Below are 23,679 nucleotides of genomic sequence, written 5' to 3'. Positions count from 1 at the left end.
GCTACGCCCCGGCCTTTCTGGCCCGCGGCTCGACCCGCGTTCCGTCAGACAGCAGCAATTGCCCGTCGACCACCACGCTCTCATCGCCGGCGAGCCCCTCGGAAATCACCGAGATGCCCTGCGAGGTGCGGTCGACCGTGACCGGCTGGACCTTGGCGATGCCGTCCTTGACGACGAAGACGAAATTGCCGCTCTGGCTGCGCTGCACGGCGACCGTCGGCACCACGACCGCGTCTTCGTGACGGATGACGAGCTTGGTGGCGACCAGCGTGCCCGGCCACAACGTCTCATTCTCGTTGGCCATGATGCCGCGAACGGTGACCATGCCGGTGGTGGCGTCCACCGTGTTTTCGACCATGGCGACCTTGCCGGTCTCTGAATGCTGATGGCCTGGGATCATCGCAGTGACGGTTGAGATCCCTTTCGCCATCGACTCCCGCAAATCGACCAGCACGCGCTGCGGCACCGCGAAGGTCACGTAGACCGGCGCCATCTGGTTGATGACCGCAAGCGGGGTGGTATCGGCGGGGCGTACGAAATTGCCGATCTTCACGTTGGCCGCGCCGATCCGGCCCGAGAAAGGCGCGCGGATCATGGTGTAGCTCTTCTGGACCTTCAGATTGTCCAGCGCAGCCTGATTGGCCTTGATCGTACCAGTCAGGATATCCGACTGTGTCCTGGCATTATCGACGTTGACCTGCGTGGTCGCGCCCTTGGCGACCAGATCATTGAAGCGGCGGAGGTCGCGGTGCGCGCCCTCGAGCTGCGCCTGGTCTCTGGCGAGCACGCCCTCGGCCTGTTCGATCTGGGCGTCGATCTGGCGGCTATCGAGCGTAAACAGCAAGTCGCCCTGGTTGACCCTGGCGCCATCCTCGAAATGCACAGCGACGATGGTGGTTTCCAGCCGCGATTTCAGCGCCACGCTGGAGATCGGCGTCACCGTTCCATTGGCGTCGACATCGACCGGGACGGACTTGCGCTCCGCCTTCGCCAGTTCGACCGAAACCGTTCGCGGCCGCTGCGGGGCTTGGGCGCTGCTGCTGCCGCCCATCCATGAGGAGCGGGTAATGAAGCCGGCCACGGTAGCAATGGCGATGACGCCGGCAAGAAGTATCAAGGTACGCTTTTTCATATTCTTCACGCCCGCCGGTCCTGACAAAGGACGGGACAGTATTCTCCTAGCCCCTTGACGGCGATCTTTGCGCCTTATTTCTAAACGGTTACCACAGCCTCACTGCACATGGTATGCCACTGCCAGAAAATGTGTAGTTACAATCCCGAGCCATCTCATGCGTGTTGCAACCTGGAACGTCAATTCGATCCGGCAGCGGCTCGACCATCTCATGACGTGGCTGAAAGACTGCTCGCCGGACGTCGTCTGTCTGCAGGAAACCAAGTGCGTCGACGATGCGTTCCCGCGGCTGGAGATCGAGGCGCTTGGCTATAACGTCGTCACCCACGGACAGAAAACCTTCAACGGTGTCGCGCTACTGTCGAAACTGCCGTTCGACGAGACCAAATCGGGCCTGGCCGGCGACGACGAGGACGCCCATGCCAGATTCCTCGAAGGCGTGGTGACGCTGAAGACCGGCGTGATCCGGATCGCCTGCCTCTATCTGCCCAACGGAAACCCTCCGGATACCGACAAATATCCCTATAAACTCAAATGGATGTCCCGGCTTCTTGAGTACTCGAAGGAGCGGCTTAAGGCGGAAGAACCGCTGGTGCTCGCAGGCGACTTCAACGTCATTCCGGCGGCCGCCGACGTCTATAACCCCGCTGCCTGGGGTAACGACGCGCTGTTCCGCCCGCAAACCCGCGAGGCCTTCCAGTCCCTGCTCGGCCTCGGCCTGACGGATGCCCTGCGCGCGGTGACCGACGAGCCGGGCCACTACACCTTCTGGGATTACCAGGCCGGCGCCTGGCAGAAGAACTGGGGCCTTCGAATTGACCACCTCCTGCTGTCGCCGCAGGCCAGCGACCGCCTGACCGATGTCGGCGTCGACAGCCACGTCCGCGCCTGGGAGAAGCCGTCCGACCACGTGCCGGTCTGGGCGGATTTCGATCTGGAGAAGGCTTGAGCGGGAGAACCGGGTGGGCAAAGTCAACGGGTCGCGCGAATGCGCGCGCCCGGTGACAGGCTCCGCGTGCCCGCCATTGTCATCCACGATCTCGGAAAGATGGTGGGCACGGCGCAGGAGCGCCTTTGCCCACCCGACAAATCGCGGTCAGTCGCGCTTGCCCTGCACCCAGTGCTCGAGCATCTGCAAGGCCGTGGCGCGGTCGTCGTCGGAGGCCTTGGCGAAGGCGCGGTTGTAGCTTTCGCGGATCCAGGTCTCATCGGGCGCGGCGTTGTCACGCGCCAGCGTCAGCCACATCAATCCGCGGGCGGCCTGCCGCGGTAGCCGGTCGCCGTTGAACAGCATCTGGCCGAGCATGGCCTGCGCCTGATGCTGGCCCTTCTGGGCCGCCAGACCAAGCCAGCGCGCGCCGTAGCGGAAATCGTCCCGCGAGGCGTCCGGAGTCTTCAGATAAAGCCGTGCCAGATCGTATTGCGCGTCGGCATTGCCGAAATAGGACGCGGCATAGGAGAACATCTCCCGGGCACGATCGGTATCCGCCTTGATCTTGGAATTCGGGATGCCGTTGAGGTAGTAGCGGCCGAGCGCCACGAAGGCGTTGGCAACGATCGCGGCCTGCGGCGCTGACGGGCTATCCTCGGCATGCTGGTTGGCGATACGGCTGAAATATTCAAACGCGCGCAAGTCATCCTGCACCACGCCATCGCCGTCGGCATACATCCGGCCGAGCTTCCACTGCGCGACGGGATGGCCACCCTCGGCGGCGTATTGCAGCGAAGTCAGCGAAGGCGCGTTAACCGCAGTCGCCGTGGCGGTAGCCGCCGCGGGCGCAGCCTTCTTCAGCGCCTGCGCCGTGACCGCCTGCGCGGCCGCGGGCTGGTTCATCACGGGGAGCGCCGCGTCCGGCTTCACCGGTGAGCCATCAAATGCGAATCCGGGGGCGGCCACCGGCGCGGCCCCCAGCATCAACGCAAGAATGATACGCCTAGATGTCCGCATAACACTGTTTCTCGTGCGCACCGCCAGGATGGGTCACAGCCCCGTCCACCGCCGGCCCAACCTGTTGGGCATATTTCCACAGCGCACCCGACGTATGGTTAGTCTGTCGAGGCAGCCATTTGGTTTTACGTTCGGCGAGTTCGGTGTCGGTCAATTTTACGTTAAGAGTCCCGGCCTCGGCGTCGATCTCGATAATGTCACCATTCTGCAACAGCGCGATCGGGCCGCCCACGGCCGCTTCCGGCCCGACATGGCCGATGCAGAAGCCGCGGGTGGCGCCGGAGAACCGGCCGTCGGTGATCAGGGCGACCTTGCCGCCCATCCCCTGCCCGGTCAGCGCCGCCGTGGTCGAGAGCATCTCCCGCATGCCGGGACCGCCGCGCGGTCCCTCGTAGCGGATCACGATGACCTCGCCCTCCTTGTAGGTCTTTTTCTGAACCGACTCGAAGGCGTCTTCCTCGCGGTCGAAGCAACGGGCAGGACCAGTAAATTTCAACTTCGACATGCCCGCGACCTTCACGATCGCACCCTCCGGCGCGAGATTACCCTTCAACCCGACAACGCCTCCCGTGACGGTGATCGGGTTGTCGGCGGACCGCACCACATCCTGATGCGGATTCCATTTCACGCTCTTGAGGTTTTCGGCGATCGTACGGCCCGTGACGGTAATGCAATCTCCGTGCAGGTGGCCATTGTCGAGCAGCGTCTTCATCAGAAGCGGAATGCCGCCAACCTCGAACATGTCTTTGGCAACATAACGGCCCCCTGGCTTCAAATCCGCGACATAAGGAGTCTTTTTGAAGATTTCGGCGACGTCGAATAAGTCAAATTTTATTCCACACTCATGCGCGATCGCCGGCAGGTGCAGCGCAGCATTGGTCGACCCACCGGAGGCAGCAACGACGGCGGCGGCGTTTTCCAGCGAGCGGCGGGTAACGATGTCGCGCGGGCGAATGTTGGCTGCGATCAGCTCCAAAATCTTCTCGCCGGCAGCGGCGCAAAACGCGTCGCGAATTTCGTAAGGCGCGGGCGCGCCGGCGGAATAGGGCAACGCCAGGCCGATCGCCTCGGACACCGTCGCCATGGTATTGGCGGTGAATTGCGCGCCGCACGCGCCGGCCGAGGGGCAAGCCACCCGCTCGATTTCGTCGAGATCGGCATCCGACATTGCGCCGACCGAATGCTTGCCGACCGCCTCGAACATGTCCTGCACCGTGACCTGCTGGCCGCGGAAATTGCCGGGCAGAATCGAGCCGCCATAGATGAAGATCGAGGGCACGTTGAGCCGGACCATCGCCATCATCATGCCCGGCAGCGACTTGTCGCAGCCGGCGAGCCCGACGAGAGCGTCGTAGGCATGGCCGCGGACGGTCAGTTCGACCGAATCGGCGATGCACTCCCTGGATGGCAGGGACGAGCGCATGCCGTCATGGCCCATGGCGATGCCATCGGTCACAGTGATGGTGCAGAATTCGCGCGGGGTGCCGCCGGCAGCCGCGACGCCCTTCTTGACCGCCTGTGCCTGGCGCATCAGCGAGATGTTGCAGGGCGCGGCTTCATTCCAGCAGGAAGCGACGCCGACGAAAGGCTGGTGGATCTGCTGGGTGGTCAGCCCCATCGCGTAGAGATAGGACCGATGAGGGGCACGCTCCGGCCCCTCCGTCACGTGACGGCTCGGCAACCTCTTCTTGATGTCGGTCTTGGCGTCCATCCGCGGAACCTGTTCTCCCAGCCATTTTCCCTGTCGGTCTCGGGAGCAATTTCCCGTCGCCTTCGCCGGCGCTATGGCCAATCAGCTATGAAAGAAATGGTTTCATGGAGGGGTGTGGCCAAAAAGCGGCGCAAGCAATAGGCTGGCGGGACGGTTAACCAAATGTTCCCCCACTGTTGCGGTTCCGCAACAATCGTGGCCGGACGGCAACCATTATGCGGGTTTTGTCGAACCCGCCCCTGCCCTTCGGGCGTCGATTTCAGAGCCCGCGCCTCGGTCGGCCCCACAATCTCAGGGCGATCGATAGAGAGTCTGCTCGATGCAGATTCGCCTCATCACTCGGCCGAACTGAATTTGGCAAGCATCGGCGAGAAGCCGGTTGTGCGTTCGTCAACATCGGTACTCATCGCTTTCTGTCTCCGCAGGGCTGCCAACCAGCCTTCGCGGCGAGCGGCCGGCGGCTCATGTGGCCGACATCTCGTTTGAGGCTTGCACCTCGCCGAAGCGGCGCGCGCGAGTGCGGCTCGCGTCATATTCAAAGGCATGCCGTGTGATTGGGGCGCAACATGCGGGGGAATTAGCACCTCTGAATGGTGCATGGCACCTGCCTCGATTGACATGCCGCGCTGTCTTGGAGGTAAGTACGGCGTGCATTAGGAGCGATGCGACGCGGCTCGCGACATGGATCGAGCGGCGAGCGTGAGAGGGAGGCGGGTCAGTTGTCGATGTGGCCACGCATGCACTCCTGGTTGCGCAATTCCTGGTTGTGCTCATCGGCTATCCTTGGCGGCATCTGTCTCGTGCCAGCGGCGACGTCGTTGCCGGCCGCGGCGCAAACCACCGACTGGACCGGTGCCGCATCCAGCAATTGGTTCGACGCAAGCAACTGGACGAGCGGCGTTCCGGCCGCTGGCGGAGGAGTGGCAGCCGTCGACGCGACTGTGCCGAACGCTCCAGTGGTGAATGCACCCGGCGCTGCCACGCACGTCGTTGCGGTCGGCATCAACGCCGTGGGCGCGCTCACCATAACGGGAGGCGGTACGCTGAGCAGCGCCGATGGCTATGTCGGCTACGCCACCTTGGGGTCTCATGGCACGGTGACGGTGACCGGTCCCGGATCCAACTGGGGCAATTCCCAGGTCCTTTACGTCGGCTACTTCGGCACAGGGACGCTCACCATCGAGGCCGGTGGGACCGTGAGCAGCGTGGACGGCTATGTCGCCGCGATTTCCAGCTCCGCAGGCACGGTGACGGTAACCGGCGCCGGCTCCACCTGGACCAACAGCGGAAATCTCTTCGCCGGCGGTGGCGGTACGGGCACGCTCACCATCGCGGATGGCGCAACGGTGAGCAGCGTGGACGGCTATGTCGGCAACGACGATAGCGCCCGCGGAACCGTGACGGTGACCGACGCGGGATCCACCTGGACCAATTCCGGAAATCTCTTCGTCGGCCGTGCCGGCACAGGCACGCTCACCATCGCGAATGGCGGAACGGTGAGCAATACGGATGGCTATCTCGGCCACAGCGTCTTCTCTCATGGCACGATGACGGTGACCGGCAACGGCTCCACCTGGATCAATTCCGGAAATCTCTTCGTCGGCCGTGCCGGCACGGGCACGCTCACCATCGCGGACGGCGCAACGGTAAGCAGCGTGAACAGCTATGTCGGCGCCCTCGGTAGCGCCAGCGGAACCATAACGGTGACCGGCGCGGGATCCACCTGGACCAATTCCGGAAATCTCTTCGTCGGGGATGACGGCACAGGCACGCTTGCCATCGCGAATGGCGCAACGGTGAGCAATACGGACGGCTATCTCGGCCGCAGCGCTGTGTCTCTTGGCACGGCGACGGTGACCGGCGCCGGCTCCGCCTGGACCAACAGCGGAAATCTCGTCATCGGCGATGCCGGCACAGGCATGCTGACGATCGCGGACGGCGGCCGGGTGAGCGGCGCAATCGGCATCGTCGGCAACGACACCGGCTCCCACGGCACGGGGACGGTGACCGGCAACGGCTCCGCCTGGACCAACAGCGGAAGCCTCTTCGTCGGTAACGCCGGTACGGGCGCGCTCACCATCGTGGACGGCGGCCGGGTGAGCAACACGCTCGGTTTCGTCGGTTTCGGCGCCGGTTCGCAGGGGTCCATGACGGTGACAGGCGCCGGCTCGGCCTGGAGCAACAGTTCCTCCCTCACGATCGGCGGCGGCGGCACGGGCGTACTCGCCATCGAGAATGGCGGAGCCGTGAGCAACACCTCCGCAATTGTCGGGTCGGCCAACGGCTCGCAAGGGAGCGTGACGGTGACGGGGGTTGGCTCCACCTGGACCAATTCCTCACAACTCTCGATCGGCTACTCCGGCGTCGGGTTGCTCGCTGTCGCAAGCGGGGGAAGGGTCAGCAGCACATATGGGATCCTCGGCGAGTTTGCCGGTGCGCAGGGCACGGCCACGGTCGCGGGCGCCGGCTCGGCCTGGGCCAATTCCCAGGACCTTTACGTCGGCAACGCCGGTACGGGTTCGCTTGCGGTCTTGAATGGCGGCACGGTGAGCAATGCGAACGGCTACGCCGGTTACGACACCGGCTCGCAAGGCACGGTGACAGTGACGGGTCCGGGCTCGGCCTGGAACAGCAGTGCCTCCCTCACAATTGGCGTCAGCGGCACTGGTGTGCTCGCCGTCGACAATGGTGGATCCGTGAGCAGCGCGTCCGCCATCATCGGATCGGCCATCGGCTCGCAAGGAACCGTGGCGGTGACGGGCGCCGGCTCGACATGGACCAATTCCGGAGACCTCCATCTCGGATTCTACGGCACCGGTACGCTCACCGTCGCGGAGGGTGCGACGGTGCACGCCGGCACCGTGCATGTGGCAAGCCAAGCCGGCTCGCAAGGCACGCTGAACATCGGCGCGGCGGCAGGCAGTCCGGCGGCGGTCGCCGGCACGCTCGACGCGGCAAGCCTCGTGTTCGGCGCTGGCATTGGCACGATCAACTTCAATCATACGTCCGCCAACTACGTGTTCGGATCGACGATGACCGGCAACGGCAGCCTCAATGTGCTGTCCGGCACCACCATCCTGACGGCTGCCAACAGCTACACGGGTCCCACGACTGTCAACGGCGCTACGCTCATCGTGCACGGCTCGATCGCCTCGTCACCGCTGACGGTGGATGGCGACGGTCTTGTCGGGGGCACCGGTTTTCTTGGCGCAACGACCATCGGTGCCGGCACGCTCTCGCCCGGCAACTCGATCGGCACCATCACGGTGCAGGGCAATCTCGTGCTGTCGGCGGCCTCGACCTACCTGGTCGAGATTGCGCCGACGAATGCCGATCGCACCGATGTTACGGGCGCGGCGCAGCTCGCCGGTGCCTTGCGTGTGGTCGCAGCGCCCGGGACCTACGCGCCGGGCACCACCTACACGATTCTCACGGCGACTGGCGGCATCGCCGGCACGTTCGACAGCGTGACTTCCAATCTCACGTCGTCCACCTTCATGGCGCCGACCGTGTCCTACGATGCCGACCGCGTATTCTTCACCCTCGCACGCACGGCAAGCTTCGCGAGCGCAGGCTGGACGCGCAACCAGATTGCCACCGGCACCGGCGTCGATTCGCTGGGCTTCGGCAATCCCATCTTCAATACGGTGCTCTACGGCACGGCCGCGCAGGCGCGGCAGGCGTTCGATGCACTCTCGGGCGAGTTGCATGCGAGTACGGCGGGCGTGCTCGTCGACGAATCGCGCGATCTGCGCGACGCGGTGCTCGGCCGTCTGCGCCAGGCGTCCTTCGACAGCGCGGCAGGCGGGAGAGCGTCGCGTGCCGCCCGCCCGGCGGCCCTTGCGGGGACCGTGCCGGAGACGCACTCGTCCCGCCTGACCTTCTGGGCGCAGGGAATCGGCGCGCGCGGTCGCATCGACGGCGACGGCAATGCGGCAACGGTCGGTCGCCGCCACGCCGGCGCCGTCGCGGGGCTCGACGGCGCTGTTGATGACTGGCGCTTCGGCTTCGCAGCGGGCTATTCGGACTCCGCGGTCGGCGTGGACGCGCGCGCGAGCTCGGCCTCGGTCGACAGCAGCCACGCGGCATTCTACGGCGCGGGCAGTGCCGGCGCCTGGAGCGTGCGCGCCGGCATGGCCTATTCGTACCACCAGATCGACACCACCCGCACCATCGCGTTTCCGGGCTTTGTCGATCGCGCGTCGGCCGCCTATCATGGCGGCACCACCCAGGTGTTTGGCGAGATCGGCTACGGTTTCGGACTCGGCCCGGTCGCGCTCGAGCCGTTCGCAGGGGCTGCCTGGGTGCAGGCGAGGACAAGCGGTTTCACGGAGAAGGGCGGCGTCGCGGCGCTCACGGGTGCGCGCGACCGCGAAGAGGCGGGCTTCGCGACGCTTGGCGCGCGGCTCGCCACCAGCGTCGTGGTCGGGGGAATGACGCTGGCGCCACGCCTCTCCGCCGCCTGGCAGCACGTGCTCGGCGACGTGACGCCGGTCACCACCCTCTCCTTCGCGAGCGGAGGCACTGCCTTCGAGATCGCGGGCGCGCCGCTCGCGCGCGACAGCGCGCTCCTCGAAGCCGGCGCTGACCTGTATCTCAATGCGCACACCACGCTCGGCATTCTCTACCAGGGCCAGGTCGCACGCAACGCCGAAGACCACGCCGTCCGAGGCCGCCTCGCCGTGAGGTTTTGACACGTTCGGTCAGTCCAGAGCAGTGCGGCGGATTCCTGCGCATCCCTGCATCATCTGATCGTCCGATCGCTATGCCGCGGCTGCGCGCACCTAAAGTTACGGCGCCTGACATCAATCCTGTTCGAAAGGGATCGCGTCATTTTTGTGCGGCCGGCACTTTTGCGCCAGTTTTCGTCACGCGATGGCGCGGCCCGCGACATGCGTCCCGTCGGCGCTTGTCGTTGATATGCAAAGAGAACAACGCGGTACGCAATTTGTCGCAGACGTTTTGAACACCGGCCGGAATTGAGGCGCGTGCCAAAGGATCGGCGCACGAACGCCTTTCGCGTCACCGTAATGCCCCTACGCAGCGCAAATCCGCCGCGCACAGGTCCAGCCCCCGGCCCGTTTTGCTGTTTTTCCTTCGATGCGGGCGAGGGAATCCTGCCTCACGTTCTCCCCGCGCGCATCACCTCGCATTCCCAAAATCCAGGGTGGTCGTTTGTAGCTCGTGAGGCCTCTGAGTAAGAGGTTTGAAATAATGGCACGCTTCAATCTGAACAGATTCTTCGACAACGACCGTTTCGAAGATTTTTTCGCCAGGTTCGGCGGCGGCAGCTCCGACCATGATCATCTGAACGGGACAACGGGCAACAACACGTTGTTCGGGGGAGCCAAGGCAGACACGCTCGCCGGCATGGCCGGCAACGACACGCTCAACGGCGGCTCAGGCGATGACAAGGCGTGGGGCGGCTCCGGCAATGACAACCTTTCGGGCGGCACCGGCAATGACCTTCTCGTCGGCGGCTTCGGCGCCGACCGCATGGATGGCGGCGCCGGCAACGACGTCCTGCTCAGCCGATCGGATGCGGGCGAGATGGTCGCAGCCCAGGACGGCAAGACGCAGATCTTCGCGGCTGAAACGGCAGCATTCAAGCAGGTCAACGACATCATGACCGGCGGCCGGGGGGCCGATACCTTCCGCTTCGAAGGCATGGTGAACGCCAAGGACGAGATCGTCGCCAAGCACGTCAATGCGGACGGCACCATCGACTGGGTCGGCGTCACCGGCGAAAACGGCGCCGTTCACGATCACTGGGTCGACGGCTTCGGCAACGACACGATCCGTGATTTCAGTCGGGCCCAGGGCGACAAGATCGAAATCTCGGCGCACACCGCCGAGGTCAAGTCGATCACGTACAAGGACAGCAACGGCGACGGCAAGAACGACTACAGCGTGATCACCGTCATCAGCCAGCAGGGCAATGCCGGCGCGCATGACGAGGATCTGCTCGGCACCATCACTGTTTACGGCGACCTGGTGAAGCAAAGCGATATCACCGTGACCCAGACGGTGTATGGCGCCTACGAGAAGGTCGGCCAGCTTAACGGCGCGCACTTCCAGTTGGAGGACAACGGCGTGCTGCCGAATGGCGGCACCGACGGCGGACATCACCTTGAAGCGACGGCGATGGCCAACATGGCCATGTACGGGTAAGCCGAAAACAACAAGACACGATCACGAACAAGGGCCGCCTACGGCCCTTGTTCTCCAGCGTCCGGTCTCGATTCACTCGTCACCGGGCGCTGAACTGCGCCTTATGCAGTCGCCGCGTGAGCGCAGTGAGATGTAGGACGCTGACGCTCTCAGACATCGCGGAGCCTGCCATCGGGCGCGCTTGCGCGCCGGCAGTAGCGCGCCGGAGCCTACGCCTGTTGCCAGGCAAAGCGCTCATTGTATGAAAAAGCCCGGCCCGCGGCGCGAGGTCCGGTTCAATTTCGCTCAGTTCCTCAGAGACAAGATACTGCACTCAAGCTGCGGGCCGACTGCACGCTCCACCGCCCCACACCGCCTTTTGGCTTTCGAGCGCATCTGTATCGCTGACGATGCCTGACGCGATCGGAACGTGCCAATCAACGCCCTGAGGTCAGCGCGACTTCCCGGTGGTCGTCCCCGAGAGATCCCCGGCGGGCGGCGGGGTCTGATCTCGCACCGTCGATCCCGGTATTCCGCTTGGTCCGGGATTACTGGGAACATGGGCGACGTTCTCCCATGCAAGGGCGGCAATCATCAGAATGATTGCTGCAGCGATAACGACAAAAGTTCGGAAGCTGATTAAGCCACGACCTTGACTGTCCCGCATGCCGGCCTCCGGGAGCTGGTTCCATTTGCGTGCCCATGGCAGGACACTACATATGTGCTGCGGCGATCGTGTGGTACCAACGCGGCCACCCGCGCGATAGAAGGTAAAATAGTGTTATATCTAGACCTCGGGATCGTCACGGTCCTGATTGTTCTCAATGGCCTACTCGCAATGTCGGAGTTGGCCATCGTATCGTCACGTCCGGCGCGGCTGGCCGGCCTTGTCGAGAAGCGCGTTAAGGGGGCTCGCCGCGCCCTTGCGCTGGCATCTGATCCCGGCAAATTCCTGTCGACGGTGCAGATCGGCATTACCCTGATTGGCGTGTTGTCCGGCGCTTTCTCAGGCGCGACGTTAGGGCTGCGTCTTGCATCTTGGCTGATCGAGGCCGGCCTGCCGCCCGGCATCGCAGAGCCGGTCGGGGTCGGCATTGTCGTGGCTTTCATCACCTATGCGTCACTGATTGTCGGCGAGCTCGTTCCGAAGCAGATTGCACTTCGTGATCCGGAAGCCGTGGCAGTGAAGGTGGCACCGGCAATGGTGTTGCTTGCCAAGGCGTCGCATCCGCTGGTGTGGCTGCTCGACCGATCCGGCAAGATATTGCTGTGGCTGTTGGGTCATCGAGAGCAAGCGGCCGATAGAGTCAGTGAGGATGAAATTCGAACGCTCGTCGCCGAGGCTGAGAATGCCGGAGTATTAGAACCGGGCGAAAAGGATTGGATCGCCGGGGTGATGCGGCTCGGCGATCTGGCCGTGGGGGCGGTAATGACCCCACGTCACGAAGTAGATTCTATCAACTTGGAAGATAGTAACGACCAGATTTTCGCTGACCTCTTGGAGAGCGAACACTCCCATCTCGTCGTCTTTGATGGCAATCGCGAAGGCGCGATAGGCATCGTGAGCGCAAAAGATCTGCTTGACGTCTACCTGGCGGGCAAGATCCCCAAAGTCCGAGATCTGGTTCGCGAAGCGCCCATAATACCGGAAGCGCTCGATGCTCGAGATGTGGTTATGCTCTTGCGCGGCGCACCTGTTCACATGGGACTGGTGCATGACGAATATGGCGTTTTCCAAGGTGTCGTGACCAGCGCTGACATCCTCGAAGCGATTGTCGGCTCCTTCCATACCAAAGACGGACCGGCCGAGCCTGCTGCCGTAAAGCGTGACGACGGATCGTATTTGATCTCCGGTTGGATGCCGGCACTTGAGGCCGCACATTTGCTCGGTATTACCCTTCCAACATCGCGGCCGTATCAGACGTTTGCCGGCTTTCTGCTTCAGGAGTTTGGCAAGATTCCCAACGTGGGTGATAGAATTGAAGATGAGGGATGGCAGTTTGAAGTTGCCGATCTCGACGGCAGGCGGATTGACAAGGTGTTGGCCAGCCGACTTGAACCGGCATAAATGTCGACTCAAGGAGAAAGAGAGGCCGGACCACAGCGTGGGAAGCCCGGCAATCCCGCCTCGTCAACGGTCGGAATATCGGCAGCCGATTCCACGCGCTTGTTGTCGGTGATGGCGCAGCCACGGATGTTACCTATAATGGCCTAGTCGAGGGTGGATCAGAATCTCTTGATGCAAGAACCTTGCTAATCCGCGGACCGTCCATATCAACGATCCGGAATCGCCATCCCTCCCAAGCGAGCTGGTCGCCAACGGCGGGTATTCTGCCGAGTAGAGCAATTGCAAATCCTGCAAGCGTGTGAAAGTCGCCTTCCGGCCTGCGACCGATATTGAGGCGCATCAGAACTTCGTCCGCTGCCACTTTGCCATCCAAGAGGAAGGTGCCGTCCTGTTGCTCAAGCACCGCTGGGTCCTCATCGACATCGGGCAGATCGCCCGCAATTGCCTCAAGGAGGTCGGTCCGCGTCACGATACCCTGAAGCGTTCCATATTCGTCGACGATCACGCCGACGCGAGCGGGCTGCGCCTTGAACCTCTCGATAGCGTGAAGCACCGGAATCGATTCGGGGAGAACCAAAGGCTGCTGAATTGCGGCGAGGGGATCGAGTGGTTCGCCATCGAGAGCCTGATCAAGCAGATCTTGCTTGCGTATGACGCCGACGATCTCATCAAGGCTACCACGGCTCACGACGACGTGCTCGTGGCAGCACTCTCGCACGGCGCGCAGGACTTCGTCCCGGCTGTCGTTAGCATCAGTCCAATCGATATCCGTCCGTGGGGTCATGATATCGCACACCTCACGACTGGTGATGTTGATGATCCGCTCGACGACATTGCGCTGCGCGCGCGCGAGCAAGCCTGCTGCCTCGGTTTCGGCTACCAGGAGCTTTATTTCATCAGGGGAGTGGATTGTTTCCTGTTCGCTCGCCGGCCTCAACCCGGCCAAGCGGAGAACGCTGTTGCCCAGCCCGTTCAAGCACACGATGGCTGGCTTGAACAGGAATCCGAACAGCACGAGCGGTCGCACGATCAGGAGCGCGGTTATCTCTGTCCGCTGCAGCGCGAGGCTCTTGGGCGCAAGTTCGCCAAGCACGATGTGCAGCATCGTAAGGATGACGAATGCAATCGCGATGGCAATCGCGTGAGCGCCGAACGTCGAGCCGGATCCAAGAGGCCCAACCAATAGTGGCTCGATCAGGTGCGCCAGGGCCGGCTCGCCGATCCAGCCCAGCGCCAGCGAGGAAATCGTGATGCCAAGCTGGCACGCCGCAAGATTGTAGTCGAGCCGAGTAATGGCTCGTTGCAGCGCCCGAGCATTCATGCGGCCGCCGGTGACCAACTGGCCTACCCGGCTTCGGCGTATCGCAACGAGGGAAAATTCGGACGCAACGAAGAAGCCATTAGCAACGACGAGTACGATGATCGAGAGGATTCCAAGTATGTTGACCAAACTGCCATCGTCCGTGGGCATAGTCACCTCCCGTGGGCGTCGACCGTTCCCGTCCGTCCGACGCGGACCCTCTCGATGTGATGTGCCGACCCTCGCAAGACTCGCGCAAGCATTGATGCCGCGAGGCAGGTCTCGCTGCTCGTCGATTTCAGGGAATGTGTGCTTGGAGGTTCGTCGCTCATGGCCGGCACCGACAAAGATAGCCCGCTACCGGCGATTAATGATGCGGCATTTGGACACTCGCGACGAAGTAGTGCCCAGCCGGGAACTCCGAAGAAACTGCGGGAGAGCTCGAACTGGCCGAAGTTGTGCCGAAGCAATAGGCAGCAAAGAGATTGTAGGCGCAACATCCACGAGAGCGGTGCCTATCCGGACCGTCGACAAGACCCGGATAAGCCGCGAGGGCCAACGCGGCGCAAGCCGACGACGTCCCGATCAACGAGCGCCTGCAATCGGGCACAGCGAGAGCGACAACGCAAGCTGGGTCATCGCAAAGCATGCCATTGACCAGGATCAAAACGATGAGGACGCTCAGCCGAAATGGATCCGGTCAATATAGAGGACGGCCCAGCCGCTGCAGTCAAAGGAGATAGGACAAATCAGCCCACTCACCAATCCATGTTCACGCTATTTCTTTCCGGGCGCGACCGGCGCAAGGTCAGAATCGCTAGTCACCTCTTTAACCCCGCCCAATTCCCCGCCGGTGAGAATGAATGCCGCGGCAGCCACCGCGATGATTCCGCCGAGAATGAGTCCGATTGTGCGCTTGGGTCGGTTGTCATTGCCAGCCATTGTGCGCTCCGTATACGTATAGGAACGTTAACGTCCGCGCTATCCGTAGGTTCCTGCCCCCGTGCTTGAAGATTCGACCGCGCGCATCCAGAGCCGGCTAATCCACCTTGACGTTGGCGGCCTTGATCATCGGCCACCATTTTGCGATCTCGGCTTTCTGCCAGGCGCCGAGCGCTTCGGGCGTGAGCTTGTCCTTCGGCGGCATCTGCAGGCCGAGATTTTCGAGCTGCTTGCGCACCGCAGGATCGTTCAGCGCATCCACCGTCGCCGCATTCAGCTTTGCAACCACGTCCTTCGGCGTACCCTTGGGTACCCAGAGGCCGGACCAGAGCGTCATGTGGAATCCCGGCAATCCCGCTTCGTCCACGGTCGGGATGTCGGACGCGGATTCCACGCGCTTGCTGTCGGTGACGGCATAGGCGCGGATGTTACCGGCGCGCACCTGCCCGATCGAGTTCGATGTCTGGTCGACGATCATATCGATCTGGCCGGCGACGAGATCGTTCATCGCCGGTCCCGTGCCGCGATACGGCACATACTGAAGCTTGATGCCGGTAATGCTCTCGAAATAGACCCCGGCGATATGGCTACCAGATCCGGCGCCGGCCGTGCCTGCCGTCGGCGCCGTCGGCTGCGCTTTCAGCCACGCCACAAATTCCTTCAGCGAGGTTGCGGGCACCGCCTTCTTGCTGACGATGATCATCGGATTGCTCGGCAATAGCGCGACCGGCTCGAGGTCGGTGACGAGATCGTAACCGAGCTTGTAGACCGCGCCGTTGGCGACGTGGGTGCCGAGATGGCCGAAGCTGATCGTGTAGCCGTCAGGCGGCGAACGCACCGCGCGGCCGACGCCGACCGATCCGCCCGCCCCCGTCACGTTCTCGACCAGGACCTGCTCGCCGAGCGTAACCTTCATGCGTTCGGCCAGAATCCGTGCCATCGCATCCGAGGGACCGCCGGCGGAGAACGGCACGATGATGGTGACGGGGCGCGACGGAAAGTTTTGCGCTGCCGCAACACCGCCGAACGCCAACACTGCAATCGCGGCCAGAATGATCTTTCGCATCTCGTGCTCCCATCCCATTCCGCCGCATGACGGTCAGAGCTTGGCGTAATCGATCGGCTGGTGGCGATCGAGCGTTCGCGTGACCGGCGGCAGCGGATATTTAAGCCCTGTCGCGCAATTGAACAGCATGACGCGATCGTTTTTCGTCACGCGGCCGTCGGCAAGGCTTTGCTGATAGGCAGCATACGTCGCCGCCCCTTCCGGACACAACAGCAGGCCCTCCTCACGCGCCACTTCGTTGAGCGCAGCAGAAATCTTCTCATCCGGGACCGCAATCGCAAATCCCTTGCTCTCGCGGACCGCGCGCAGGATCAGAAAATCTCCGACCGCCTGCGGCACGCGGATGCCTGATGCAATGGTGTGGGCATCTTCCCAGCGCGGCGCATGCTCGGTGCCGTTCTCGAAGGCGCGCACCATCGGCGCGCAGCCCGACGCCTGCACCGCCACCATGCGCGGCCGCTTCGCACCGATGAAGCCGATGGCTTCCAGTTCGGCGAACGCCTTCCACATCCCGATCAGGCCGGTGCCGCCGCCGGTCGGGTAGAAGATCACATCGGGCATCTCCCAGCCGAGCTGCTCGGCGAGCTCGAGGCCCATCGTCTTCTTGCCCTCGATCCGGTAGGGCTCCTTCAGCGTCGAGGTGTCGAACCAGCCGGCTTTTGCTTTCCCCTCGCCGACGATCTTGCCGCAATCGTCGATCAGGCCGTTGACGCGATAGACGGTGGCGCCCTGCAGCTCGATCTCGCTGACGTTAACTTCCGGCGTATCGGCGGGGCAGAAGATCGTGGTCTTGATGCCGCAGGAGGTGGCATAGGCCGCCAGCGCCGCGCCGGCATTGCCGTTGGTCGGCATCGCCATGTGCTTGATGCCGAGCGCCTTGCCCATCGACACCGCCATGACAAGGCCGCGGGCCTTGAACGAGCCGGTCGGCAGCCGCCCCTCGTCCTTGACGATGATTTCAGCTCCGCCGAGTTTTTTCGCAAGCTTCGGCAGCCGGATCAGCGGCGTCGTCACTTCGCCGAGACTGACGATGTCGGTGACCTTCCGCACCGGCAGCAGTTCGCGATAGCGCCACATGTCAGCGGGGCGCTCTTTAAGCGCGTCCTTGGTCAGCGCGTTCTTCACGCCGGCGAGGTCGTAGCGCACCAGCAGCGGCTTGCCGGCCTTGGAGAGGTTGTGGATCTGGTCGGCCTCGTACCGATCGCCTTCCATCGCGCATTCGAGATGGGTCACGAAAGTCGGGCGTTCGATGGTCAGATTGTCGTTGTCTTTCACAACTGTTCTTTCTGGTTTGCTTGTCATTGCCGGGCTCGACCCGGCAATCCATCTTCTTCGCAAGGCTCTTGTGAAGCGCGATGGATGCGCGGGTCAAGCCCGCGCGTGACGGTTACGGACTAGGCTAGATATTCAGCACGCGGCCGTAGGCGTCCAGTACGGCCTCCTTCATCATCTCGGACAGCGTCGGATGCGGGAATACGGTGTGCATCAACTCCTCCTCTGTCGTCTCCAGATTCATCGCGACCACGTAACCCTGGATCAACTCGGTCACCTCGGCCCCGATCATATGGGCGCCGAGCAATTGGCCCGTCTTCTTGTCGAAGATCACCTTGACGAGGCCCTGGTCCTCGCCGAGCGCAATCGCCTTGCCGTTGCCGACGAACGGGAAACGGCCGACGCGAATCTCGCGACCGCCCTCTTTCGCCTTGGCTTCCGTCAGGCCCACCGAGGCAATCTGCGGGTGGCAATAGGTGCAGCCGGGAATGAGGTTCTTGTCCATGGCGTGCGGGTGCAGGCCCTTGATCGCCTCGATGCAGACGACGCCCTCATGCTCCGCCTTGTGGGCCAGCATCGGCGGGCCGGCGACGTCACCGATGGCGTAGATGCCGGGCACGTTGGTCTTGCCGTAGCCGTCGATCACGACGACGCCGCGATCGGTCTTGACGCCGAGCTTTTCCAGCCCGAGCCCCTCGATGTTGCCGACCACGCCGACCGCCGAGATCACCCGCTCGAACTCGACCGTCTGCGGCTTCTTGCCGTCGTCGATGGTGGCGACGACGCTGTCGGTCTTTTTCTCGAGCTTTGTGACCTTGGTGTTGGAGAGGATCTTGATGCCCAGCTTCTCGAACCGCTTGCGCGCCAGGCCTGCAATCTCCGCATCCTCGACGGGAAGGATCTGCGGCAGCACCTCGACCACCGTGACGTCCGCGCCCATGGTGTGGAAGAACGAGGCAAACTCGATGCCGATCGCGCCCGATCCGACCACCAGCAGCGATTTCGGCATCCGCTCCGGCACCATGGCCTCGAAATAAGTCCAGACCAGCTTCTTGTCGGGCTCCAGTCCCGGCAGCACGCGGGGCCGAGCGCCGGTGGCGAGAATGATGTGCTTGGCTTGATAGGCGCCCTCACCCAGCGCCCCCTTCGGCGCCTCGACGCCGGACTTCTTCACTGTGACCTTGCCGGGCGCGTCGATCGAGGCGTCGCCCCAGATCACCGTGACCTTGTTCTTCTTCATCAGGAAACCGACGCCGTCATTCAGTCGCTTCGAGACGCCGCGCGAGCGTTGCACGACGGCCTTCGGGTCGAACGATATTTTCTCCGCGGAGAGGCCGTACTCCTTGGCGTGCTGCATGTAGTGAAAGATCTCAGCCGAGCGCAGAAGCGCTTTTGTGGGGATGCAGCCCCAGTTCAGGCAAATGCCGCCGAGATAGGATTTTTCGACGATGGCGGTCTTGAAGCCGAGTTGCGCCGAGCGGATTGCGGTGACGTAGCCGCCGGGGCCGGAGCCGATAATGATGACGTCGAAGGATGTATCGGCCATGGCTATGTGCTCGTTATCGTGGTGCGACCATCACAGTTCTTTTCGTCATTGCGAGGAGCTCTTGCGACGAAGCAATCTATCGTGTCGCCGGTGAAATGGATTGCTTCGCTGCGCTCGAAATGACGGGGGCTACATCATATGATGGTCACACCATCATCATGACGGGGTTTTCGATCAACTGCTTGAACGCGCCGATCAGTTCGGCGCCTAGCGCGCCGTCGATGGCGCGGTGATCGCAGGAGAGCGTCACGCTCATCATCTGCGCGATCTCGATCTTGCCGGCGCGCACCACAGGACGCTCCTCGCTGGTGCCGACGGCCAGGATGGTCGCATGCGGCGGGTTGATCACGGCGGTGAAGTGATTGATGCCATACATGCCGAGATTCGACACCGCGGTGGTGCCGCCCTGATACTCTTCCGGCTTCAGCTTGCGGGCTCGCGCGCGTGCGGCAAAGTCCTTCATCTCGGACGAGATGGTCGAGAGCATTTTGGTTTCCGCCTTGCGGATGATCGGTGTGATCAGGCCACCCGGCATCGCAACGGCCACTCCGATGTCGGAATGCTTGTGCTTGACCATGCCGCCTTCGGTCCAGCTCACGTTGCAGTTCGGAATCCGCTGCAGCGCGATCGCCATCGCCTTGATGACGAAGTCGTTGACCGAGAGCTTGTAGAGCGGCTTCTTTTCCTTGTCCTTGGGCGCGGCGGCGTTGATCTCCTCACGCGCGACCAGGAGTTTGCCGATGTCGCAATCCATCGTGAGATAAAAATGCGGCACGGTCTGCACCGACGCAGTCAGCCGCTGCGCGATGGTGCGGCGCATGCCGTCATGCGGCACGATTTCGTAAGTGCCCTCCTCGAACAGCGCGAGAATCTGCTTGTCGGACATCGACGGCGCGATGCTCGGACCCGCCGCAGGTACTGCGGCCGGAGCTTTTAGTCCCTTGCCGGATTTCGCGTCCTCGACGTCGCGTGCAACAACACGGCCATGCGGGCCCGAGCCATTGATGCGCGAAAGATCAATGCCCGCATCCTTGGCGAGACGGCGCGCGAGCGGCGACGAGAAGATGCGGCCTTGGCCGTTACCCTTGGCAGGCGCAGCCGCCGCCTGAGGGGCAGGCGCGGGAGCCGCTGCGGGCGCAGGCGTTGGTGCCGCGGCAGCAGGCTTCGGCGCTTCTTTGGGTGCCGCCTCTTTGGGCGTTTCAGCCGCCTTCGGCGCGGGCGCGGCGCCAGCCGCCTTCACGTCCTCGCCGTCGCCGGCCAACACCGCGATCACGTCGTTGACGGGGACGTCCTGCGTGCCCTCCGGCACCAGGATCTTGGCAATCGTGCCCTCGTCGACGGCTTCCACTTCCATCGTCGCCTTGTCGGTCTCGATCTCCGCGATCACGTCGCCGGACTTGACCTTGTCGCCCTCTTTCTTGAGCCACTTGGCAAGGTTGCCCTTTTCCATCGTGGGCGACAGTGCGGGCATCAAAATGTTGATCGGCATCGTCAGTGACCCTGTTGCGACCGGGGCGTGGTGGAGCCCATGTCGGTCGGCCGATTGATTTCGGCTTCGAACATCTCGACGATGCGCGCGAGCGCCTCGTCCTCGGTGTAGCCACTCTCGCGCGCATAAGCGCGGGCGGCGTGGCGGGCGATATCGACCAGCAGGAGGCCCCACATGTCAGGCTCCTCGAACGCGCGCTGGAACGCGATCGAGAGTCCGCCATCGACGACGAAGGCGCGCAGGACTTCGACGGCGTCCTCGCGGCCGATCACGTCCGGCGGCAGCGGTTGTTCGTTGGGACCGGCCATCTGGACCTACCGATAAGAAACGGCCTTGGCGGCTGCGACCACCTCGGCAACGGAAGGCAATGCGAGCTTTTCGAGGTTCGCGGCATAAGGCATCGGCACGTCCTTGCCCGAGACCCGCGCGACCGGCGCATCGAGATAGTCGAAGGCGTGCTCCATGATGCGCGCGGCAATCTCGGCGCCGACGCCGGACTGCTGCCAGCCCTCCTCCACCGTCACCGCACGGCCGGTCTTCTTCACCGATGCGATGATCGTCTCGGTGTCCATCGGTCGCAGCGTGCGCAGGTCGATCACCTCGGCCTCGATGCCTTCCTTCGCGAGCTCGTCGGCCGCCTTCAGCGCGTAGGTCATCCCGTTCGACCACGAGATCAGCGTTACGTCCTTGCCCGAGCGAACGATACGCGCCTTGCCGATCGGGATCACGTAGTCGTCGAGTTTCGGCACCTCGCCGGTGTGGCCGTACAGGACTTCGTTTTCGAGGAAGATGACCGGGTTGGGATCGCGGATCGCGGCCTTGAGCAGCCCCTTGTAGTCGGCCGCCGAGAACGGCGCGATCACTTTCAGTCCGGGAACTTGCGAGTACCAGGCCGAGTAGTCCTGGCTGTGCTGGGCGGCAACGCGGGCGGCGGCGCCGTTCGGGCCGCGGAAGACGATCGAGCAGCCCATCTGGCCGCCCGACATGTACAGCGTCTTGGCCGCCGAGTTGATGATCTGGTCGATCGCCTGCATGGCGAAGTTGAAGGTCATGAACTCGACGATCGGCTTCAGCCCCGACATCGCCGCACCGACGCCGACGCCGGCAAAGCCGTGCTCGGTGATCGGGGTATCGATCACGCGCCGCGCGCCGAATTCCTGCAGCAGGCCCTGGGTCACCTTGTAGGCGCCCTGATATTCCGCGACCTCCTCGCCCATGATGAACACGTCGGGGTCGCGCCGCATTTCTTCCGCCATCGCATCGCGCAAGGCTTCGCGGATGGTCTGGGTGATCATCTCGGTACCGGCAGGGACTTCCGGATCGGGCTCGGCGACCGCGGCCGGCGGCGCGGCAGGCGCCTTCTCGGCCTTGGGCTGCGGCGCTTCCGCTTTGGCTTCAGCAGGGGGCGCGGATTCCGCGGCCTTCGCCGCTTGCGCCGGCGCGCTGGCCTTGCCGAGATCGGCGGCGCTCTCGCCGTCGGCCAGAATGGTCGCGATCGGCGTATTGACGGCGACGTCGGCGGTGCCTTCCGGGATCAATATCTTGCCGAGCGTGCCCTCATCGGTCGCCTCGACTTCCATCGTCGCCTTGTCGGTCTCGATCTCGGCGATGACATCGCCCGATTTGATCGTCTCGCCTTCCTTCTTCAGCCACTTCGCAAGGTTGCCCTTCTCCATGGTGGGCGACAGCGCAGGCATCAGCACTTGAATGGGCATATCGGCTCCCGAAAATCACTCTTTAGATCGTTTGAGCATGATCGTTTCGGAAAACCGGTTTCCACTTTCCGGATCACACTCTAGTTCTGCGCGTGGTTTGAAGTCAGCGGTAGACGTCGGTCCAGAGCTCGGACGGATCGGGCTCGGGATCGCGCTGGGCGAAGTCGGCGGATGCGTTGACGATCTCGCGGACCTCGGCGTCGATCGCCTTCAACTCCTGCTCGCTGACCTTGGCGGCGAGCAGACGGTTGCGCACCTGCTCGATCGGGTCCTGGTCGGTGCGGATTTTCTCGACCTCTTCGCGGGTCCGGTATTTCGCCGGGTCGGACATCGAGTGACCGCGGTAGCGATAGGTCTGCATTTCCAGGATGAACGGCCCCTTGCCGGCGCGGCACCAGGCGACCGCCTCGTCGCCGGCAGCCTTTACGGCGCGGACATCCATGCCGTCGACCTGCTGACCCGGAATGTTGAAGGAAGCGCCGCGTTTGGAAAAATCGGTCAGGGCCGAGGAACGCGTCACCGACGTGCCCATGGCGTAGCGGTTGTTCTCGATCACGTAGATCACCGGGAGCTTCCACAGCTCCGCCATGTTGAAGCTCTCGTAGACCTGGCCCTGGTTAGACGCGCCGTCGCCGAAATAGGCGACGCTGACGAAATCATTGCCGCGATACCGGTTGGCGAAAGCAAGGCCGGTCCCGAGCGAAACCTGGGCGCCGACGATACCGTGGCCTCCGTAGAAATTCTTCTCCATGCTGAACATGTGCATGGAGCCGCCTTTGCCCTTGGAGTAGCCGCCGCGCCGGCCGGTGAGTTCGGCCATGACGCCGTTGGCGTCCATCCCGCAGGCCAGCATGTGGCCGTGGTCACGGTATCCCGTTATGACCTGATCGCCCTTCTTCAGGGCCATCTGCATTCCGACCACCACAGCTTCCTGGCCGATATAGAGATGGCAGAAGCCGCCGATCGCACCCATGCCGTAGAGCTGGCCGGCCTTTTCCTCGAAGCGCCGGATCAGGAGCATGTCCCGCAGCGCGGCCAGCTCCTGCGCCTTGGTGAATTCCGGTGGGGACCCGTTTGCCTTCTCCTGCCCTGATTCTTTCGGGACGCTTTTCTTGGGTGCAGCCATGGCAATTCCGGGTGAAAGAGAGACGGATCAGCCCTCTCTATCCCAACTCAAACCGCCGTGAAAGGATTGCGTGCGCTGGAGAAAATATTGCTATGCCGCAGTGCAATGTGGGCCGCGACATTTTCGAAATTGATTTCGCGATTTTTTGAAATTTGCGGACCGGGCGTCGAGACGTCATCCCTGCGTAACGATCTTTCCGATATGCAGGGCCAAC

At 63.2% G+C, this 23,679-nt stretch carries 16 protein-coding genes; 4 read left to right on the top strand and 12 right to left on the bottom strand.

Annotated elements, in window-relative coordinates; translation table 11 throughout:
- Position 1: 1 nt before the first annotated feature.
- Positions 2–1,132 (bottom strand): efflux RND transporter periplasmic adaptor subunit, encoded by a 1,131-nt coding sequence (locus LMTR13_RS19350; RefSeq protein ID WP_065729219.1) that lies wholly within the window; start codon positions 1,130–1,132, stop codon positions 2–4.
- A gap of 157 nt (positions 1,133–1,289) precedes the next feature.
- Between LMTR13_RS19350 and xth the strand changes: the two genes are divergently transcribed.
- Complete coding sequence (gene xth / locus LMTR13_RS19345; protein WP_065729218.1) at positions 1,290–2,081, top strand: exodeoxyribonuclease III; 792 nt, start codon at positions 1,290–1,292, stop codon at positions 2,079–2,081.
- Positions 2,082–2,228: 147 nt separating this feature from the next.
- Here xth and LMTR13_RS19340 read toward each other — a convergent pair whose 3' ends face one another.
- Positions 2,229–3,080 (bottom strand): tetratricopeptide repeat protein, encoded by an 852-nt coding sequence (locus LMTR13_RS19340; protein ID WP_065729217.1) that lies wholly within the window; start codon positions 3,078–3,080, stop codon positions 2,229–2,231.
- A complete protein-coding gene (gene ilvD / locus LMTR13_RS19335) occupies positions 3,067–4,791 on the bottom strand; it encodes a dihydroxy-acid dehydratase (protein ID WP_065729216.1) in 1,725 nt (574 codons plus the stop codon). The genes LMTR13_RS19340 and ilvD overlap by 14 nt, the downstream gene beginning before the upstream one ends.
- 725 nt (positions 4,792–5,516) lie before the next feature.
- Here ilvD and LMTR13_RS19330 point away from each other — a divergent pair.
- From LMTR13_RS19330 to LMTR13_RS19320, 3 genes are all read left to right on the top strand, one after another.
- Positions 5,517–9,485 (top strand): autotransporter outer membrane beta-barrel domain-containing protein, encoded by a 3,969-nt coding sequence (locus tag LMTR13_RS19330; RefSeq protein WP_236843478.1) that lies wholly within the window; start codon positions 5,517–5,519, stop codon positions 9,483–9,485.
- Positions 9,486–10,005: 520 nt separating this feature from the next.
- Positions 10,006–10,962, top strand: coding sequence for a calcium-binding protein (locus tag LMTR13_RS19325; protein ID WP_065729214.1), 957 nt, complete (start codon positions 10,006–10,008; stop codon positions 10,960–10,962).
- Positions 10,963–11,719: 757 nt separating this feature from the next.
- On the top strand, positions 11,720–13,009 hold the full coding sequence (locus LMTR13_RS19320) for a hemolysin family protein (protein WP_065729213.1): 1,290 nt from the start codon (positions 11,720–11,722) through the stop codon (positions 13,007–13,009).
- A gap of 133 nt (positions 13,010–13,142) precedes the next feature.
- Here the strand turns inward: LMTR13_RS19320 and LMTR13_RS19315 are convergent, their stop codons facing one another.
- The 9 genes from LMTR13_RS19315 to pdhA form a co-directional block, all read right to left on the bottom strand.
- Positions 13,143–14,480: a hemolysin family protein gene (locus LMTR13_RS19315; RefSeq protein ID WP_065729212.1), complete on the bottom strand. Its 1,338-nt coding sequence runs from the start codon at positions 14,478–14,480 to the stop codon at positions 13,143–13,145.
- Between the two features lie 606 nt (positions 14,481–15,086).
- Complete coding sequence (locus LMTR13_RS40860) at positions 15,087–15,251, bottom strand: hypothetical protein (RefSeq protein ID WP_156795677.1); 165 nt, start codon at positions 15,249–15,251, stop codon at positions 15,087–15,089.
- 97 nt (positions 15,252–15,348) lie between these two features.
- Entirely contained in the window at positions 15,349–16,317 is a 969-nt protein-coding gene (locus tag LMTR13_RS19310; protein ID WP_065732812.1) for a tripartite tricarboxylate transporter substrate binding protein BugD, read from the bottom strand.
- A gap of 33 nt (positions 16,318–16,350) precedes the next feature.
- A complete protein-coding gene (locus tag LMTR13_RS19305; RefSeq protein ID WP_065729211.1) occupies positions 16,351–17,592 on the bottom strand; it encodes a threonine synthase in 1,242 nt (413 codons plus the stop codon).
- A gap of 124 nt (positions 17,593–17,716) precedes the next feature.
- Positions 17,717–19,135, bottom strand: a complete 1,419-nt coding sequence (gene lpdA, locus LMTR13_RS19300; protein ID WP_065729210.1) for a dihydrolipoyl dehydrogenase — start codon at positions 19,133–19,135, stop codon at positions 17,717–17,719.
- A gap of 145 nt (positions 19,136–19,280) precedes the next feature.
- The gene (locus LMTR13_RS19295) at positions 19,281–20,624 is read right to left on the bottom strand and encodes a pyruvate dehydrogenase complex dihydrolipoamide acetyltransferase (RefSeq protein WP_065729209.1); all 1,344 of its coding nucleotides are present in this window, start codon (positions 20,622–20,624) and stop codon (positions 19,281–19,283) included.
- A 2-nt stretch (positions 20,625–20,626) separates the two neighbouring features.
- Entirely contained in the window at positions 20,627–20,932 is a 306-nt protein-coding gene (locus LMTR13_RS19290; protein ID WP_028345892.1) for a DUF5076 domain-containing protein, read from the bottom strand.
- Positions 20,933–20,938: 6 nt separating this feature from the next.
- A complete protein-coding gene (locus tag LMTR13_RS19285) occupies positions 20,939–22,339 on the bottom strand; it encodes a pyruvate dehydrogenase complex E1 component subunit beta (protein WP_065729208.1) in 1,401 nt (466 codons plus the stop codon).
- A gap of 103 nt (positions 22,340–22,442) precedes the next feature.
- Entirely contained in the window at positions 22,443–23,465 is a 1,023-nt protein-coding gene (pdhA, locus tag LMTR13_RS19280) for a pyruvate dehydrogenase (acetyl-transferring) E1 component subunit alpha (RefSeq protein ID WP_065729207.1), read from the bottom strand.
- Between the last annotated feature and the right edge of the window lie 214 nt (positions 23,466–23,679).

The organism is Bradyrhizobium icense, from assembly GCF_001693385.1.
In the GTDB taxonomy this organism is placed as follows: Bacteria; Pseudomonadota; Alphaproteobacteria; order Rhizobiales; family Xanthobacteraceae; genus Bradyrhizobium; species Bradyrhizobium icense.
Note: the sequence above shows the minus strand (reverse complement) of the source record. Positions and strands in the feature narration are given on the sequence as shown.

Bases quoted from the DNA above. Each gene is read 5' to 3' on its own strand.
- ilvD (WP_065729216.1), bottom strand. From the start codon at position 4,791: ATGGACGCCAAGACCGACATCAAGAAGAGGTTGCCGAGCCGTCACGTG.
- pdhA (WP_065729207.1), bottom strand. From the start codon at position 23,465: ATGGCTGCACCCAAGAAAAGCGTCCCGAAAGAATCAGGGCAGGAGAAG.
- lpdA (WP_065729210.1), bottom strand. From the start codon at position 19,135: ATGGCCGATACATCCTTCGACGTCATCATTATCGGCTCCGGCCCCGGC.
- xth (WP_065729218.1), top strand. From the start codon at position 1,290: ATGCGTGTTGCAACCTGGAACGTCAATTCGATCCGGCAGCGGCTCGAC.
- LMTR13_RS19350 (WP_065729219.1), bottom strand. From the start codon at position 1,132: ATGAAAAAGCGTACCTTGATACTTCTTGCCGGCGTCATCGCCATTGCT.
- LMTR13_RS19325 (WP_065729214.1), top strand. From the start codon at position 10,006: ATGGCACGCTTCAATCTGAACAGATTCTTCGACAACGACCGTTTCGAA.
- LMTR13_RS19330 (WP_236843478.1), top strand. From the start codon at position 5,517: ATGTGGCCACGCATGCACTCCTGGTTGCGCAATTCCTGGTTGTGCTCA.
- LMTR13_RS19315 (WP_065729212.1), bottom strand. From the start codon at position 14,480: ATGCCCACGGACGATGGCAGTTTGGTCAACATACTTGGAATCCTCTCG.
- LMTR13_RS19290 (WP_028345892.1), bottom strand. From the start codon at position 20,932: ATGGCCGGTCCCAACGAACAACCGCTGCCGCCGGACGTGATCGGCCGC.
- LMTR13_RS19285 (WP_065729208.1), bottom strand. From the start codon at position 22,339: ATGCCCATTCAAGTGCTGATGCCTGCGCTGTCGCCCACCATGGAGAAG.
- LMTR13_RS19295 (WP_065729209.1), bottom strand. From the start codon at position 20,624: ATGCCGATCAACATTTTGATGCCCGCACTGTCGCCCACGATGGAAAAG.
- LMTR13_RS40860 (WP_156795677.1), bottom strand. From the start codon at position 15,251: ATGGCTGGCAATGACAACCGACCCAAGCGCACAATCGGACTCATTCTC.
- LMTR13_RS19310 (WP_065732812.1), bottom strand. From the start codon at position 16,317: ATGCGAAAGATCATTCTGGCCGCGATTGCAGTGTTGGCGTTCGGCGGT.
- LMTR13_RS19340 (WP_065729217.1), bottom strand. From the start codon at position 3,080: ATGCGGACATCTAGGCGTATCATTCTTGCGTTGATGCTGGGGGCCGCG.